The organism is Candidatus Methanoperedens sp. (assembly GCA_027460525.1).
GTDB lineage: Archaea > Halobacteriota > Methanosarcinia > Methanosarcinales > Methanoperedenaceae > Methanoperedens.
Genome location: JAPZAS010000003.1, coordinates 1 through 14,569, shown reverse-complemented (window position 1 = coordinate 14,569; position 14,569 = coordinate 1). Strand labels below are relative to the sequence as shown.

At 49.1% G+C, this 14,569-nt stretch carries 17 protein-coding genes and 1 tRNA gene; 2 read left to right on the top strand and 16 right to left on the bottom strand.

Annotated elements, in window-relative coordinates; genetic code table 11:
* Positions 1–15: 15 nt before the first annotated feature.
* The 8 genes from O8C68_00480 to ahbD are packed head-to-tail and all read right to left on the bottom strand — an operon-like array spanning position 16 to position 7,879.
* On the bottom strand, positions 16–825 hold the full coding sequence (locus O8C68_00480) for an ATP-binding cassette domain-containing protein (protein ID MCZ7394277.1): 810 nt from the start codon (positions 823–825) through the stop codon (positions 16–18).
* The gene (locus O8C68_00475) at positions 806–1,813 is read right to left on the bottom strand and encodes an ABC transporter ATP-binding protein (protein ID MCZ7394276.1); all 1,008 of its coding nucleotides are present in this window, start codon (positions 1,811–1,813) and stop codon (positions 806–808) included. The genes O8C68_00480 and O8C68_00475 overlap by 20 nt, the downstream gene beginning before the upstream one ends.
* Entirely contained in the window at positions 1,810–2,895 is a 1,086-nt protein-coding gene (locus O8C68_00470) for an ABC transporter permease (protein MCZ7394275.1), read from the bottom strand. Before O8C68_00470 ends, O8C68_00475 begins: the two co-directional genes overlap by 4 nt.
* Positions 2,888–3,877, bottom strand: a complete 990-nt coding sequence (locus O8C68_00465) for an ABC transporter permease (GenBank protein MCZ7394274.1) — start codon at positions 3,875–3,877, stop codon at positions 2,888–2,890. The genes O8C68_00470 and O8C68_00465 overlap by 8 nt, the downstream gene beginning before the upstream one ends.
* A 1-nt stretch (position 3,878) precedes the next feature.
* The gene (locus O8C68_00460) at positions 3,879–5,645 is read right to left on the bottom strand and encodes an ABC transporter substrate-binding protein (GenBank protein ID MCZ7394273.1); all 1,767 of its coding nucleotides are present in this window, start codon (positions 5,643–5,645) and stop codon (positions 3,879–3,881) included.
* A gap of 3 nt (positions 5,646–5,648) precedes the next feature.
* The gene (locus O8C68_00455; GenBank protein ID MCZ7394272.1) at positions 5,649–6,350 is read right to left on the bottom strand and encodes a DUF429 domain-containing protein; all 702 of its coding nucleotides are present in this window, start codon (positions 6,348–6,350) and stop codon (positions 5,649–5,651) included.
* An 18-nt stretch (positions 6,351–6,368) separates the two neighbouring features.
* Positions 6,369–6,824: an AsnC family transcriptional regulator gene (locus O8C68_00450; protein ID MCZ7394271.1), complete on the bottom strand. Its 456-nt coding sequence runs from the start codon at positions 6,822–6,824 to the stop codon at positions 6,369–6,371.
* A complete protein-coding gene (ahbD, locus tag O8C68_00445) occupies positions 6,821–7,879 on the bottom strand; it encodes a heme b synthase (GenBank protein ID MCZ7394270.1) in 1,059 nt (352 codons plus the stop codon). The genes O8C68_00450 and ahbD overlap by 4 nt, the downstream gene beginning before the upstream one ends.
* 61 nt (positions 7,880–7,940) lie before the next feature.
* On the opposite strand from ahbD, the gene O8C68_00440 reads away from it, so the two are divergent.
* Positions 7,941–8,063 (top strand): CcmD family protein, encoded by a 123-nt coding sequence (locus tag O8C68_00440; protein MCZ7394269.1) that lies wholly within the window; start codon positions 7,941–7,943, stop codon positions 8,061–8,063.
* A 1-nt stretch (position 8,064) separates the two neighbouring features.
* Positions 8,065–8,457, top strand: coding sequence for a CoA-binding protein (locus O8C68_00435; protein ID MCZ7394268.1), 393 nt, complete (start codon positions 8,065–8,067; stop codon positions 8,455–8,457).
* Positions 8,458–8,460: 3 nt separating this feature from the next.
* Here the strand turns inward: O8C68_00435 and pth2 are convergent, their stop codons facing one another.
* From pth2 to O8C68_00395, 8 genes are all read right to left on the bottom strand, one after another.
* On the bottom strand, positions 8,461–8,808 hold the full coding sequence (gene pth2, locus O8C68_00430) for a peptidyl-tRNA hydrolase Pth2 (GenBank protein ID MCZ7394267.1): 348 nt from the start codon (positions 8,806–8,808) through the stop codon (positions 8,461–8,463).
* A 1-nt stretch (position 8,809) separates the two neighbouring features.
* Positions 8,810–9,142, bottom strand: a complete 333-nt coding sequence (locus tag O8C68_00425; protein ID MCZ7394266.1) for a hypothetical protein — start codon at positions 9,140–9,142, stop codon at positions 8,810–8,812.
* A gap of 45 nt (positions 9,143–9,187) precedes the next feature.
* Positions 9,188–9,772: a DUF169 domain-containing protein gene (locus O8C68_00420; protein ID MCZ7394265.1), complete on the bottom strand. Its 585-nt coding sequence runs from the start codon at positions 9,770–9,772 to the stop codon at positions 9,188–9,190.
* 47 nt (positions 9,773–9,819) lie between these two features.
* Positions 9,820–11,112 (bottom strand): DUF1015 family protein, encoded by a 1,293-nt coding sequence (locus O8C68_00415; protein MCZ7394264.1) that lies wholly within the window; start codon positions 11,110–11,112, stop codon positions 9,820–9,822.
* Positions 11,113–11,167: 55 nt separating this feature from the next.
* Entirely contained in the window at positions 11,168–11,776 is a 609-nt protein-coding gene (locus tag O8C68_00410; GenBank protein ID MCZ7394263.1) for a diadenylate cyclase, read from the bottom strand.
* 47 nt (positions 11,777–11,823) lie between these two features.
* Positions 11,824–11,895 (bottom strand) — tRNA-Ala (locus O8C68_00405).
* Between the two features lie 287 nt (positions 11,896–12,182).
* Positions 12,183–12,911, bottom strand: a complete 729-nt coding sequence (locus O8C68_00400) for a hypothetical protein (GenBank protein ID MCZ7394262.1) — start codon at positions 12,909–12,911, stop codon at positions 12,183–12,185.
* A gap of 88 nt (positions 12,912–12,999) precedes the next feature.
* Positions 13,000–14,511, bottom strand: a complete 1,512-nt coding sequence (locus O8C68_00395) for a glutamate synthase-related protein (GenBank protein MCZ7394261.1) — start codon at positions 14,509–14,511, stop codon at positions 13,000–13,002.
* Positions 14,512–14,569: the final 58 nt, after the last annotated feature.

Here is a 14,569-nt window from a genome sequence, read left to right as displayed (position 1 = left end):
ATTTATAGTCAACCATCACAACCTCCTCACATGCGGATTCGGCACAGGCGCAGCCTCTAACAGCGCCTTCGTGTAAGGATGCTGCGGCGATGTAAACACCTCCTCAACCTTCCCCTCTTCCACAATCTTCCCAGCCTTCATCACAGCAACCCTGTCGCACAGGTACCTTACCACCCCCATATTGTGGGCGATAAAAAGCAACGATAGCCCATGCTCCCTCTTAAGCTCGGTGAGCAGGTTCAGTATCTGCGCCTGGACTGAGATGTCAAGCGCACTCACAGGCTCATCCGCAATTATCAGGCTCGGGCGAAGCGCAAGCGCCCTTGCTATGCCAATCCTTTGCTTCTGTCCCCCGCTGAATTCATGCGGATAACGGGAAGCATCACTTGCCAGAAGCCCCACCTCGGTAAGCAGTTCCCCAACCCTCCCCAGCCTTTCCTCCTCGTCCTCCATGCCGTGGATAAGGAGCGCCTCGCCTATGGAATCACCAGCCGTCATCCTCGGGTCAAGCGAAGCCGAGGGGTCCTGGAAAATCATCTGCACCTCCCGGCGATATTGCTTCAGTTCATCGCCTTTCAATGAAAATATGTTCCTGCCTCTGAACAGCACCTCCCCTTCCGTAGGCTCCTCAAGCCGGATTATCACCTTGCCAAGCGTGGTCTTCCCGCTGCCCGACTCGCCCACAAGCCCTAGGGTTTCCCCTTCATTAATGCCGAGGGATACGCCATCCACAGCCTTTAAATCGCCCGCACGCCTGGAAAGGAATCCCGAGCGTACGGGGTAGTATTTCCTGATTTCCCGAATCTCAAGAAGCTTGCTGTTCAACCCTGACCTCCTTCGATGCTTTTATTACCTCTTCCGAATCCCAGAAAAGGCATGCACTTACGTGTCCATCTTCAACTGTTGCCTCTTGCGGCACGACCCTTCCGCAAACCTCCTTCGCAAACCTGCATCGTGTGTGGAAAACACACCCCCCCGGAGGAGCTATGAGGCTTGGAATCTGCCCTGGTATCGGCACAAGCTTCTCCCGCTTCATCGCGACATCTGGCAGCGAGTTCAATAAGCCTATGGTATAAGGATGCCTCGGGTTTTCGAATATCTGCCAGACGTTCCCTTTTTCCATGGCTTTGCCTGCATACATCACCACAACCCTGTCCGCGATCTGTGCCACTATTCCCAGGTCGTGGGTTATGAATATCATGGACATCCCCTTTTCCCTTTTCAAATCCAGCAAAAGCTCCAGGAATCTTGATTGCGTTGTGACATCAAGTGCAGACGTTGGCTCATCTGCTATCAGTATCTCGGGATCGCAGCCAAGAGCCATGGCTATCATCACCCTCTGGTTCATGCCCCCGCTGAACTCATGAGGATAGCTAAAAAGCCGCTCTTTAGGCACGCCCACCCTCTCAAGGAGACGAAGCGCCTTTTCCCTGGCTTCTCTATCCGATAAATTAATGTGCACTTTCATCGGCTCCATTATCTGCTCGCCGATGGTGAGCACGGGATTGAGCGATTCCCTGGGGTCCTGGAATATCATGGCTATCCGCTTTCCCCGGATGAGCCGAAGCTGCTCAGGCGTGTACTGCCTCAGGTCTTCACCATCCAGCATTACCTCTCCACCTGTTAGCCTTCCCGGGGAGTCGACAAGCCCGAGTATGGATAATGCAGAGACCGTCTTTCCAGAGCCGCTCTCCCCAACAAGACAGAGCACCTCGCCTTTCTGAAGGTCAAAGCTGACATCGTTAACAGCCCTGACAATTCCCCTGCGGGTGAAAAAACAGGTCACAAGCCCCTTTACCTCAAGTATGTTCATAGCTCGCTCCTCGGGTCGAAGGCATCCCGAAGCCCATCTCCCAGGAAGTTGAAGGAAAGCACGGTAAGGAAGAGCATTATACCCGGTTCGACCGCCACCCACCACGTTGTGTCGAGGTTGTCCTGCCCTGCATTGAGTATCCTGCCCCAGCTCGCCACCGTGGGGTCACCCAGCCCGATGAAACTCAGGGCAGCTTCTGCCAGGATAACGCCAGGTATCGAGAGCGTGGCTATCACTATCAGTGTGCCCATCACATTGGGAATGAGATGGCGGAAGATTATCCTTGTATCACTGGCACCAAGCGCTTTGCTTGCAAGCACGAACTCCCGCGTCCGAAGGGACAGGGCTTCGCTTCGCACTATTCTTGCTGCCCCGGTCCAGCCGGTCACGCCAATTATCAATATTATAAGCGTGAGGTCAGCGCCGAATATGAACACTATGAACACGAGGAGAAGGAAGAATGGAAACGTCATCATGATATCCGTGAATCTCATGAGCACGTTGTCAACCGCGCCTCCGAAATAAGCCGATGAAACACCGATTACAGTGCCTATCATGAGGGCGATGAACGTGGCAACAAGACCCACCTGAAGCGATACCCGTGCGCCTGATACTATCATGGCAAGTATGTCCCTTCCCTTATCATCGCTACCCAGTGGATGCTTCCACGTACCCCGGATTTCAGCATTCCTCAGGCTTCCCGTGTCCCTGTCATAGACAGACTGGCTTGTGGTGAAACCCACAGGCGGCAGGTTCTTCTCCTCGAAGTTTACATAGTTCGGGCTTACCGTGAAGAAAGGTCCGCCAATAGCCAGTAATACCAAGAATACTATGAAAAATAATCCCATCATGGAGAGCTTGTTTTTCCTCGTCCTTTCCCAGTAATAAGCCGAAAGTCGCCGGTTGAGGTAGAGCGGGTAAACGATGTAGAATAGCATAAAAACTGAGAAAAAGGCATAGAAATAATCAAGCGGTGAGAAAAGTTTTCCCTTCATCGCAAATAAGTCGATTGCAATAGTGACCATTATACCCGCAATTATCAGGGTGAAGAGAATATTCCTTGAAATTTTCAACTCAGACATATCTCACCCTCGGGTCAAGAAAGGTGTAGGCAATATCGGTGAGGAGGTTGAAGATGAGCGTCACCATTGCGCCTATCAGCGTTACCGCAACAACGACTGCGTAATCATCCGCAAATATGGCGTTGAAGGATATCCTTCCAAGCCCGGGAATCCCGAAGATGATCTCTGTGAGGTATGCGCCTCCGAAGACCACACCGCTTAAGTCCAGCATTATTATCGTTATAACTGGCAGCATGGCGTTCCTGAATACATGCTTCAGGATGACAGTGCGCTCAGGCAGCCCTTTTGCCCTTGCCGTCCTCACGAAATCCTTGCGCAGGTTGTCAAGCGTTGCCGAGCGCACATACCTGCTGTAGCCCGCCAGCATGCCAGAGCCAAGGGTTATTACTGGCAGCGTCATGGCTTTCAGGTTCTCGAGGCTGAAAAGGGGAAGCGAGGTATCGTAGTATGTCTTGAACAAACCGAGCTTTACAGAGAATATCAAGATGAGCATTATGCCGAGCCAGAAGTTGGGGATGGAGATGCCGAGGAACGAAAAAAACGTGACAGCATAATCTGCTTTTGTACCCTGTTTGACAGCAGAATAAATGCCTATACCCACGCCTATCAAAACAGCAAAAACTGTGCTTAATAAAATAAGCTCGAATGAATAAATCCAGTGTTTTGATAATAGTTCCGTAACAGGCAGGGAAGTGCTCAATGACCAGCCAAGGTTGCCGTGGAGAAGGTTAGAGATGTAATCCACATACTGGAGGTAGAGAGGTTTGTCCAGCCCGTATCTGGCTTCTATGGCTGCCTGCACCTGCGCAATATCCCTTACCCTGCCTGAGGCTGCGATATTGGCAAGGTACTTATCTGCAGGCGAGCCGGGTCCAAGGCGCAGGAGGAAGAAAGTGATTGTCAATATGCCCCATGCGATTACAAGGGAATAGATAAGCCTCCTTGCGATGTATTCGCCCATGGAGGCTTTTTTTCCCGCCATCCTATTCCTCAAAATACCAGAGCTGGGAGTTATAGCCCATGCTGATGCCGGGCTCGATGCCTTTCACCTTCGCTGAAATACCGATATTGCTCTGCGGGAATGCCAGGAAGTCTGCGGGCAGCTCTTCCGATATCAGGGCTGAAAGCCCGGCGAATATCCCTTTTCTCACGCTGGTATCAAGAGCCTCCTTCGACCTGGCTTTCCTGAAGAGTTCATCCACATCAGGGTTTGAATACCCGGACATGTTCAAACCCCCATCCGAGGCAAAGAAGGATGAGGTTCCAGACGGCGCATTCACATCCGTGTTAAAACCTATTACGCACATATCCCATGATTTCTCGCTCACAGCATCAGGACCATTATTGAACCCTGAAGCTTTATCGCCAGGAGCCTTGTTTTTCAGGTACTGGTTTAGCATGGTAGGCCAGGGCAGGGATTTGAGCTCAACCTCCACGCCTATGTCCGAAAGTTCCTGTTTTACCAGGAAGGCTATCGATTCCCTTACCTTGTTGCCAGAGTTCGTGATTATGGAGAGCTTGAGCGGGTTTCCGCTGTTATCAAGAAGCAAGCCTTCCTTCTGCTTATACCCGGCAGCTTCCAGTTTCTTCTTTGCCTCTTCCTTGTTATACAGTGCCCCAACTCCGAATCGCTTCAATCCTGTCTCCACGAACCAGGGGGAGGGACGGGGTATGAAACTGAATGCAGGGTCTGCAAATCCAAGGTATATGGACTGGATTAAAGCATCCTTGCCTATGCTCTCTGCAAAGGCCTGCCGCACCTCCTTCTTCCTGAAACCTTCCCAGCCGTTCTTCCTGAAGTTCCACAGAAGAACATCATAGCCGCTTGTGGGATTCGTGTAAACATTGATTCCCTTCATCCCCTTGAACTTACTCACCTGGAGAGGGTCGATGGTCGTGGAAGTGATATCCCCGGCTTCGAGCGCAGCCTGTCTTGCCGCAGGCGTTCCGAATATCTTTACTACATATTGTTCAAAAAACGGCGCCCCGTTCTCTTTTCCAAGATAATAATCAGGGTTGCGTTCCACCACGAACTTATCGCTCCTTACCCATTCCACGAACCTGTATGGACCGAGGTTGCCCGTGTATCTCAGGTTGTTCAGCTCATCAGCCTGTGTAAAAGCATCCAGGTTCCCTTCATATTTCTGGGCTATGTGCTTTGGATACGCCCAGAAGTCCGTAACCCTGTAAATGAATTCAGGATATACTGTCTGCCTTCTGAACTGGTAGGTCTGCCTGTCCACAGCCACAACATCAACGTACAGCTTTTTGCCGTTGACGGTCTCCTGGTAATCGTCCTTGTAGTTGAAGGGGAGCCAGTCTGAGAAGAGCAGGTTCTTAAAGGTATAGACAAAGTCATCGCTTGTAAGCGGTTTGCCGTCGCCCCAGTAGAGGTCGTCCCTCAACACCAGGGTATAGGTCAGCCCGTCCTCTGATACCCTTACCGGTTCTGCGAGCCACCGCAGCTGCACATTGAGGCTGTTGTCGTAGGTTATCAAGCCGTCCATGGTGAGACCGATATAATTAAGCGAGGCATTGTCAGCGGCAAGAGCCCAGTTCAGGGTCTCGGCATCGCCTGTGGAGGTGCCATCTATATATGTTCCCTTAACAGGGTGCAGTCCCGAAGGGAGGGTGGTATTCTGCGGTGCTTCTTTCGTTTTCTCAAGACACCCGCTTAAACCAACTCCCAAACCTGCATACAACCCTGCTCTGGCGCAGAGCCTTAGAAATTCACGCCTTTTGAGGTGCATGTATTAGTTAGGGGAGATGGAATTAATAAAATTATCGCCCAGGCTCGTGTATTCATCTATCGTATGGTCACGCATTTTTACAGGGAGATAAATTGCACCGTCATTTCCATCTATTTTACTGGCAATACCTTTTCCTTCGCAATAGGCAGTATATGCTGAAAGTATGGCGTCAAGTTCGTCATCGGACAGCAGCTTGTCTTTGGTGAGATCATCCAATCCTCCGATGAGCCCGAGCAACCCCTTCTGGATATTCCTGCGCCCTTCCTTTGTTTTTTTCTTCACCAGAGCGCCTATGTCAAGCGCCCTTCTGGCGGCGTATGGATATACCTCTATTACCCTTGCGCCCAGCTCATCTTCAGCCCATTTTTTGAGTCCAATCCCCTTCCCCACCCATTTACTTACCCATTCTGCGCCTGATGGATAGCATGCGATGCCGTGCTTGCGCAGCCGCGTTTCGCACTCTCTCATTGTTCCGTGCTCCGGTTTTGATAGAGGCGCATCTATGGCTATAATTCTTGAACTGAAATTTTCCGCCATTTGAATTATGCAGGAATGGATACATTCATCGTCGGATTTGATATGTAATGGCGGGCTTTCTATCCAGGGTACCCCGTTTTTCTCCAAAACGTAAGCCAGACCTGTGCTTTTGCGTCTGGTGCTTGTTCCAAGGTCAACGCCTATGAATACTGTTTCTGCGCTTTGCATGGTTTTTCCCGCACTAAATTATCTGATATTAAACTTCACCCCAATCTTAAACAGCCTCTTCGTAGGCAAATTCATGACCTCACACCCCGTTTTCTCAGAAATCTCCCCCAGAATCTCCCGCATCCTCTCCTCACTCTCAGCCGAAAGCGTGAACCATATATTGTAATTTGCTGGTCTTAGATAATTATGGGAAACTTCCTCATACTTGTTTATAATCCCCGCCACCTCCTCAATTCTCTCCTCAGGCGCCTTCATCGCCACAAGCGTGCTAACGCCGCCTGTATTCTTCGTGCTTATAATCGGACCTATGCGCCTGATAGCCCCTTCCCTGCACAGCCTTTTGATGCGCCGGATTACCTCATCCTCCGTCAAACCCAGGCTCTCCCCAAGCTCCTCAAATGGTTTGCTCACAAGCGGGAAATCAAGCTGTACAGCATTCAATATCCTTTTATCAACCTCGTCTAAGGAAATCATGCTCCTCTCACAGGCACATACACGCAATACGGCTCTTCGGAAAGGTAATCTCCCGTGGCGGCATAGGCGCGCGCCCGACAGCCTCCGCATACGGTTCGGTACTCGCAATCCCTGCATTTGCCTTTGAGTTTATCGGGGTTGCGGAGGTCATTGAAAACATGCGATTTTTCCCAGATGACTGAAAAAGGCTTTTCCCGTATGTTCCCTGCAAGCGCGGGCAGGTATCCGCACGGATAGACATCACCTTTGCTTGAAACAAAGCAGAATGCAGAGCCGCCGAGACAGCCTTTTGTCATGGCTTCAAGCCCGTGCGTTTCTCTTGTTATCCTTATTCCTTCTGCTTTTGCACGCTGGCGCATGATCCTGAAATAATGGGGGGCGCATGTGGCTTTTAACTGGAGCCTTTTATCCCTGCTTTTATCGTAGAACCAGTTAAGCACGCGTTCGTACTCATCGGGAGGAATCTCATCCTCAACTATCTCCTCTCCCCTCCCTGTGGGGACTAACAGGAATATGTGGAGCGCGGACGCTTTTAAATCAAGTGCAAGGTCGTAAATGCGCGGGATTTCATCAAGGTTTCTTTTTGTGATCGTGGTATTGATCTGGAAACTTATCCCCTCTTTTTTCAGGATATCTATTCCGCGAAGCGCGGCATCAAATGCACCGGGCTCTCCGCGGAAGGTATCATGGGTCATCGCATTCGCGCCGTCTATACTTATACTCACCCGCTGTATGCCCGCCTCTTTCAATTTTCTGGCGATATCAGGCGTAAGAAGCGTTCCATTGGTGGCAAGCACTGCCCTCAGCCCCCTTCCTGTTGCATAGCGAGCGATGTCATAAACATCTGCGCGGAGAAGCGGCTCCCCACCGGTGAGTATAATAATCGGTTTGTATTCCACAAGTTCATCCACGAAATGTTTTGCTTCGGCTGTGGATAATTCATCGGGCAGCGGCTCTTTAATTGCTGATGCTCTGCAATGGATGCATGCAAGATTGCATGCATTGGTAAGTTCCCATGCAACAAGCCTCGGAGGTCTGACTTTATGTTCTGTCACAGGTTCACGTTATTCTTACTCTACCTTAACCTTTATGTAATAAGCGAATAGAATGGTCAATATGAGTTATCTGGACGCTGCCTTCGCTATCGTATGGATTGTATTTGTGGTATATATTTTAAACCTGTTCCGGTTGCGCAGGGCATTAAATAACGAACTCAATACCCTGAAAAGTTTAAAATGATATGACCATAGAGGGAATTTTAAATTACAGGAATATAGCAGTGGTGGGCATATCCGAAGACCCGGAACGCCCGAGCCACTACGTGGCAAGTTTCCTTGCCGGGCACGGGTATAACATCATTCCCGTCAATCCGAAATTGACCGAGTGGGAAGGGCAGAAATGTTATCCCGACCTCATCTCCATACCTGTAAGAGTGGATGTGGTGGATATTTTCAGGCGCTCCGAGTTTGTGCCTCCAATCGTGGACGAGGCTATCAGGATAAAAGCCAGGGCTGTGTGGATGCAGGAGGGTATCGTAAACGAAGAGGCTGCGGCGAAAGCGCGGGATGCGGGGATTGAAGTGGTGATGGATAAGTGCATGATGAAAGAATATAGAAGGCTGAAGGGTGGTTGAGTTTCATAGCAGCTTCAAATTCCCTGTGAGCTTATCTAATTCTACTACTTCAGCAGGTCCGATTCCCAGCACTGTAACCGTTCCGGGTGGCACCTCGGTCAAACCTGCATCCGTGATTAAAGCAGCAGGCAGACCGTGCCTCCTTGCCCTCTCCTTCAATTCAAAAAGCTCCTGCAATGTCGCAACTCTCAGTACCACTTTCTTCTGCCCCTCCTCTTTCCAGGCTTCACGAACTTCCCTGCCTGCCACGTCGTAAGCTGAGACTGCAGCATGCGCAACCTGGACAGCAAGCTTGCCTTTTGACAATTTCAGGTCATCGCGCACGATGATGCACTGTTTATACTCGCTCATGTCACTTAATCAGCATTCCCTTCTCGTCAAACTTCAATGTGTCCTTTCTGTCAAACCATTCTTTTCCAAGCGCAAGCGATTCTTCCCTGTTAAAATCTCCCACCACAATATTATCAGTATTTGCTACCACAACTCCGAGGGGAATTGACATAATGTTGTCTGAATTTTTTACAATAAGCCTCCCATCCTCGACTGCAATGCTCTCACCGATATCTTCACTGTTTTGTTTGACGAATTTGCCAACATATCCATGAGCCTTGGATGTATTGTCATTCTTTCCCTGGAGTTCGGGTTTTTTCGTGAAAAAATTCGAAATTTTATTGAGGATTGCCATAAATATAGTTTATTGTCTATTCTAAAATAAATACTGTTAGGTTAACTATGCGCGAGTTTCTGGAATGTTTCCAAGGGCATCGTCAATTTCCCCGGCTAATTGAAATGGTATTGCAACCACAAGTTCCACATCCTCGTATCTACTGTGTTTTCTTGAACCCTTGCAGCCAAGGGATATCCCCAGCTTCCCTTGCATAGGATAGGCAGTGCAGTCGCTGCATATAGATGCTATGCCTCCACCCTTAAACTCAACAGGGCTTCCCCTCTGGTAAGCATGAGCCTGAATTATTCGCATCGCACGCTCTGGTTTCAGGAAAAGGAGCAGGATATCAAAATCTCCGCCAGAATAAGGAGCTATTCTTATTGAGCTTTCTTTCTTTGCGAGCCTGTTTAGATTAGAAACTGCATGTTTTGCAGCATTCCTGTCTTTATATCTCTTTGATGTATAATAGTAATCCTCAGGACTTATTTCTGTATCACCCAGCACATACGCACCTACCTTGCAGCCCTGTTTTTTTATCACGAACGACTCGCCAAACCTGGCCTTCTGTACAAGCTCGCAGTACAGGAGGGCTGATTGTTCACCCTCGCCATTGGTAAAAAGAAGGCTTACCGGTCTGCCTTTATCCATTAACGCAGGAATGTGACGCAACATGAGTTTAAAAATGTAATTAAGGCTTATTCTATTCTCCTCATCACTATTCCTTCAGCAACCTTGGGAAGGAAAAGCGTGGATTTCTGCGGGAAGTTCTTATGCTCTGTAAATGCTTTTCTCTCCACGTCTTTAATAGAAATCGGGTTTAGCAGGAAAGCTACATCAAATTCCTTGCTGTCTACCCTGGCTATAGCCTCGGATGGGCTTGCATTGAACGATACGTCTTCTTCAGGTTTTTTTATTATCGGGTTGATAAGCCACTCATGGAGAACCATGAGGTCAAGCCCCACACTCTCTTTTCGTTTTTCGAAAAGCCTCTGTACAGCTTTTTCATTAGCCCTGAGAATGCTGAATTTTTTCCCATCGTACATGCCGAGCTTAATATCGAACTCGCCGCTTCGCTTTCGCAGTTGTGAATAGAACTCTTCGCCGTTTTCATCATCCTGCCAGTCCGTTGAAAAATTCTCATTTATTTTATTATCAAGTTCCTTCCTGCTGAAATTCTTCACCGTCCTGTGCCACGGCAGCAACAAAAGAGCCCTGTCCCCGCCCTCCAGCAGCATCATCATGGTATATTCTATCCCGTCTTTTTCCCGCATGAGGTTGGCTGCGGTATACCTGTGGTGCCCGTCAAGAACGAGCAGTTTCAGTTCCGATACCATCTCCGTGATTCTCCTGATAAGGCTTTCATCTTTTAGTTCCCAGAGTAAATGGCGGCTGCATTTAAGGGTTACATCGACAACAGGAGGTTTTTCCGGATCTGGAATATATTGCGGACGCTTGAATCCAAGGTATTCTTCAAAAAGGTTGTTCAATTCATGGTCAGGCATAGTGTATTCTGCTGTAATCGGGGAGAAATTCATCATGCATGCTTTCATAAGGCTGTAGCGTTCCCTGGTATTGACCTCAAAAATGTTTTCATGCCCGACTATGTTTCCCTCTCCAAGCTCTTCCACCCTGACAAGGCAGACAAGCCCGAAAACAAAATACAGGTTTCGCCTCTCTTTTTCAGGAAGCAGAGCAAGAATCTCTGGCTTCAGGGAATACATGATACCGTAAATGTAAAGCGCCGGCTTATCTCTATCTACAAGGATTTTTGAACTTATGAAACGGTCAAATTCTCTCCTGGCGTGAACAATAAACTCATCCCTTTTCATGTCTTTTCTTCGTGTGGTAACATGGATGATGTTGTTTTTTTCCCTGGCGTATTTCTGATAATCGGCGCCGTCTATGGTATCGTAAACCGGGCAAACAAGCTTTTCTATCTGCATTTCCGGGTTAAGTATAGTAGCCTTAAAAGGTCGAATATCTACCATTGTTGAACATCCTGAATTTTGTATTCAAAGGACGATAAGGAGCATGAATGTTTCGTCAGGGTTTTACGGTTGCCGCTATCTTACCGTCCCTGAAAACCCTGATAATCCCGCCGCTCTGGGAAACTACAATACCAATAGCTCCTGTCACCGAGGTGATAGCAGCAACCGAGGAGTGGCGTGTACCAAGCCCTCTTGGTATTTTTGCCACGCCCGTATCAATGGTAATGTACCGCCCTGCGGCTTCAACCACGCCGTCGCCTGAGATTACGAAAACCCCGTCCAGCTGTGCAAACTCCTTGATGTTATTCAGCGTCTCTGTGTCTGTGATTATCCTCTCTTCCCTTTTGTGCCCCTCGAAAGGATTCAATACAAGCTGTCTGGATTTAGCCATTACGTTTGCAGTGTCGCCAATGATAAACGCTGTGCCAACGGCACGCCCCTCTCTTCCTTCGGTGCTGATTTCAATGGCTATTTTGAGTACAGTCTCAAAAATCTTCTCGCTTATTTCGGTTCCTTTGAGGACTTCGGATACAAGAAGCTCGGAGGTTTCTTTCTTTGGCTTCATAATGGGTTTACCCAGTTCCCTCTCAAGTTTCAGCGCCCGGTTATTATAATAATTTGCAAGGTCTCTTACGATATAGATTTCATTTGAGTTGCCCCCCAATTAGGCTCTCCAATAATATAAGGATAAAGGTAAAACAAGAATTATGATGGACCGGTCGGGAATTGAACCCGAGGCCTCTCCCATGCCAAGGGAGCGATCTACCCCTGAGCTACCGGCCCTGCGGGTTCGCATAGTGCATGTTGTTAGATAAAGGTATCGATAAACTTTAGCTTTTTGCCGACCGCTTCTTCAATTTTGCAATTATAGTTAAAAACTAAACATTTTAAACTTATCTTTGCGACCTTTGCGCTTTGCGGTTTGGTTGTAGGCACCGCATAGGATGCAGAGGGCGGGAAAATTGTAGGGGCTTTTTACTAAAATTTCTAACCATTATCAGAGGAATTTTGACAGCATGACTAATTGGCTACAGACTTGACAGACCATAAAACTCCGAGACTACAAGTATCTAATATACGTACAGATTCCCATACGGTCGATGCGACAGCGGAACCAGTTTCGTGAATTTCCCGCCCATCACTTCGTTCAGGTCAAACCCGAAATGCTCGCAATACTCCTTGAGAAAAGTACCAATGAGCTTCGTATCCTCTTCATTCAATTCAAGGCAGCTCACTTCTTTCCCGAGATGATAGGGGTCAACTTTTCCCCTGATATACATCACACCGCCGTGCATACCTGTTCCGACATAGTCGCCCACAAGCGGACTCTTCTCGTTCATGCCCAGCAGTATCATTATCCCGCCTGCCATGTACTCTCCATAGAAGTCACCAGCAGTGCCGCCAGTTATGATTACAGGCACCTGCTTTTTGTATTCCTTCATATGTATGCCCACGCGGTAGCCCGCATCTCCTTTGATGTATAATTTACCGCCACGCATACCGTAGCCGATGATATCGCCAACATTTCCGTGGACGATAATCTCACCTGCATTCATGGTGTTCGCGATGCCGTCCTGCGCATTCGCATTTACGATAATCCTGGGTCCGTTCATGAAAGCCCCGAGGTCATTTCCCGGCGTGCCGTTAATGGTGATTTTTACGTTCTCATTCAACCCGTCGCCGATATACCTCTGCCCTCCCACGTTATCAAGCTCGAACTCCTTTTCGCCCGATGCAACCGCGTCGCGAATTATTTTATTTAACGGTCTGTAATGCATGCCTTTTGCGTCGATTCTCATAAAGCGTCACGTCCCTTTATGCCGTATTCACGTATGGCTTCGCCATACGTGTCAGGTGACCAATTTTTCATAAAATTGCTCATACGAATCACTGTCCTATCCCTGCATGTTTAATCCCCAGGATGTCAAGAGCTTCTTGATTTAGCCCTACGCCTCTCAGTCTTTCACGGCTGCCCCGCAACGACTCGACTGCATTTATTCCAAGCGACCCCAGCACTTCCTGGATTTCATGACCCCATGCAGTGAGAAGGTTGCACAGGTGGTCAGCCGCCACTTCAGGATTCAGGCGTCGCACGAGTTCAGGCTTCTGCGTCGCGATGCCCCATGCGCAGTTGCCAGTGTAGCATTTCTGGCATACCCTGCATCCTATCGCTATAAGTGATGCTGTGCCTATGACGCATGCATCTGCTCCCAGAGCAATCGCCTTTACAACATCAGCGCTCTGCCTGATGCTGCCTCCAACAAGAATGCTTGCCCTGTTTCGGATGCCTTCCTGCCTCAGCCGTTCATCCACTGCTGCAAGGGCAAGTTCGATGGGTATCCCTACATGGTCCCTGATTATCATGGGAGCAGCACCAGTTCCACCGCGGAATCCGTCTATCATCACTATATCCGCTCCTGCGCGAACGATTCCGCTTGCTATTGCTGCAACATTGTGCACTGCCGCAATCTTGACTGATACGGGTTTCTTGTAATCCGTTGCCTCCTTTATGGCATAGATCAACTGTGAGAGGTCTTCGATTGAGTATATATCATGGTGCGGAGCAGGGGATAGGGCGTCTGTCCCCACCGGTATCATTCTTGTTTTTGAGATATCCTCTCCTACCTTTTCACCGGGCAGGTGTCCTCCTATGCCGGGTTTTGCTCCCTGCCCTATCTTTATTTCAACGACTGCGCTGTTGTTCAGGTATTTGCTCGTTACGCCGAACCTCCCTGACGCAACCTGCACTATAATCCTGTCTGTGTAGGACGCGAGGTCCTCATGCAGACCCCCCTCGCCCGTATTCATCAGGGTTCCCATGCGCCTTGCCGCCATGGCAAGCGCCTTGTGCGCATTAAGGCTTATTGCGCCGTACGACATTGCTGCAAACACTATAGGTATGTCTAATTTAACTTGCGGCGCAAGCTCGGTTCTTAGACTTACGTCGTTATGCTCTCCATCGAACTCCAGAGCCTCGGGTTTGGCTCCAAGGTATGTGCGCAGCTCCATTGGTTCACGCAACGGATCTATCGAGGGATTGGTAACCTGGCATGCGTCTATCAGTATATGGTCCCAGTAGATGGGATAAGGCTTGGGGTTGCCCATACCCGTAAGTATGATGCCTCCACTCTCAGCCTGCTTCAGGATATTCTTCCTGATTTCAGGCGTCCAATTGTAGTTATCCCTGTAGTCAAGCGGGTTCTCGGTAATTGTGATTGCGCCCTCGGGGCAGAATGTTGCACACCTGTGACATGCCACGCATAACTTGTGATTCGGCGTGACTTTGTCCTTAAATTCAATCGCGTTGAAACTGCAGTTTATCACACAGCGCTTGCACCTCCGGCACCTTTCATGGTCAACGTTCACGGTGAACTCTGCAGGAAGCTGTGATTCCATCATTCCACCTCCGTTTTCAGGGTGCCAATCACAGCCGTGCCTGCCCTCGGGCTCCACACCT

Excerpts from the sequence above, each read along its gene's own strand:
- O8C68_00475 (MCZ7394276.1), bottom strand. The coding sequence starts at position 1,813 with ATGAACATACTTGAGGTAAAGGGGCTTGTGACCTGTTTTTTCACCCGC.
- O8C68_00470 (MCZ7394275.1), bottom strand. The coding sequence starts at position 2,895 with ATGTCTGAGTTGAAAATTTCAAGGAATATTCTCTTCACCCTGATAATT.
- O8C68_00465 (MCZ7394274.1), bottom strand. The coding sequence starts at position 3,877 with ATGGCGGGAAAAAAAGCCTCCATGGGCGAATACATCGCAAGGAGGCTT.
- O8C68_00460 (MCZ7394273.1), bottom strand. The coding sequence starts at position 5,645 with ATGCACCTCAAAAGGCGTGAATTTCTAAGGCTCTGCGCCAGAGCAGGG.
- O8C68_00455 (MCZ7394272.1), bottom strand. The coding sequence starts at position 6,350 with ATGCAAAGCGCAGAAACAGTATTCATAGGCGTTGACCTTGGAACAAGC.
- O8C68_00450 (MCZ7394271.1), bottom strand. The coding sequence starts at position 6,824 with ATGATTTCCTTAGACGAGGTTGATAAAAGGATATTGAATGCTGTACAG.
- O8C68_00440 (MCZ7394269.1), top strand. The coding sequence starts at position 7,941 with ATGAGTTATCTGGACGCTGCCTTCGCTATCGTATGGATTGTATTTGTG.
- O8C68_00435 (MCZ7394268.1), top strand. The coding sequence starts at position 8,065 with ATGACCATAGAGGGAATTTTAAATTACAGGAATATAGCAGTGGTGGGC.
- pth2 (MCZ7394267.1), bottom strand. The coding sequence starts at position 8,808 with ATGAGCGAGTATAAACAGTGCATCATCGTGCGCGATGACCTGAAATTG.
- O8C68_00425 (MCZ7394266.1), bottom strand. The coding sequence starts at position 9,142 with ATGGCAATCCTCAATAAAATTTCGAATTTTTTCACGAAAAAACCCGAA.
- O8C68_00420 (MCZ7394265.1), bottom strand. The coding sequence starts at position 9,772 with ATGGATAAAGGCAGACCGGTAAGCCTTCTTTTTACCAATGGCGAGGGT.
- O8C68_00415 (MCZ7394264.1), bottom strand. The coding sequence starts at position 11,112 with ATGGTAGATATTCGACCTTTTAAGGCTACTATACTTAACCCGGAAATG.
- O8C68_00400 (MCZ7394262.1), bottom strand. The coding sequence starts at position 12,911 with ATGAGAATCGACGCAAAAGGCATGCATTACAGACCGTTAAATAAAATA.
- O8C68_00395 (MCZ7394261.1), bottom strand. The coding sequence starts at position 14,511 with ATGATGGAATCACAGCTTCCTGCAGAGTTCACCGTGAACGTTGACCAT.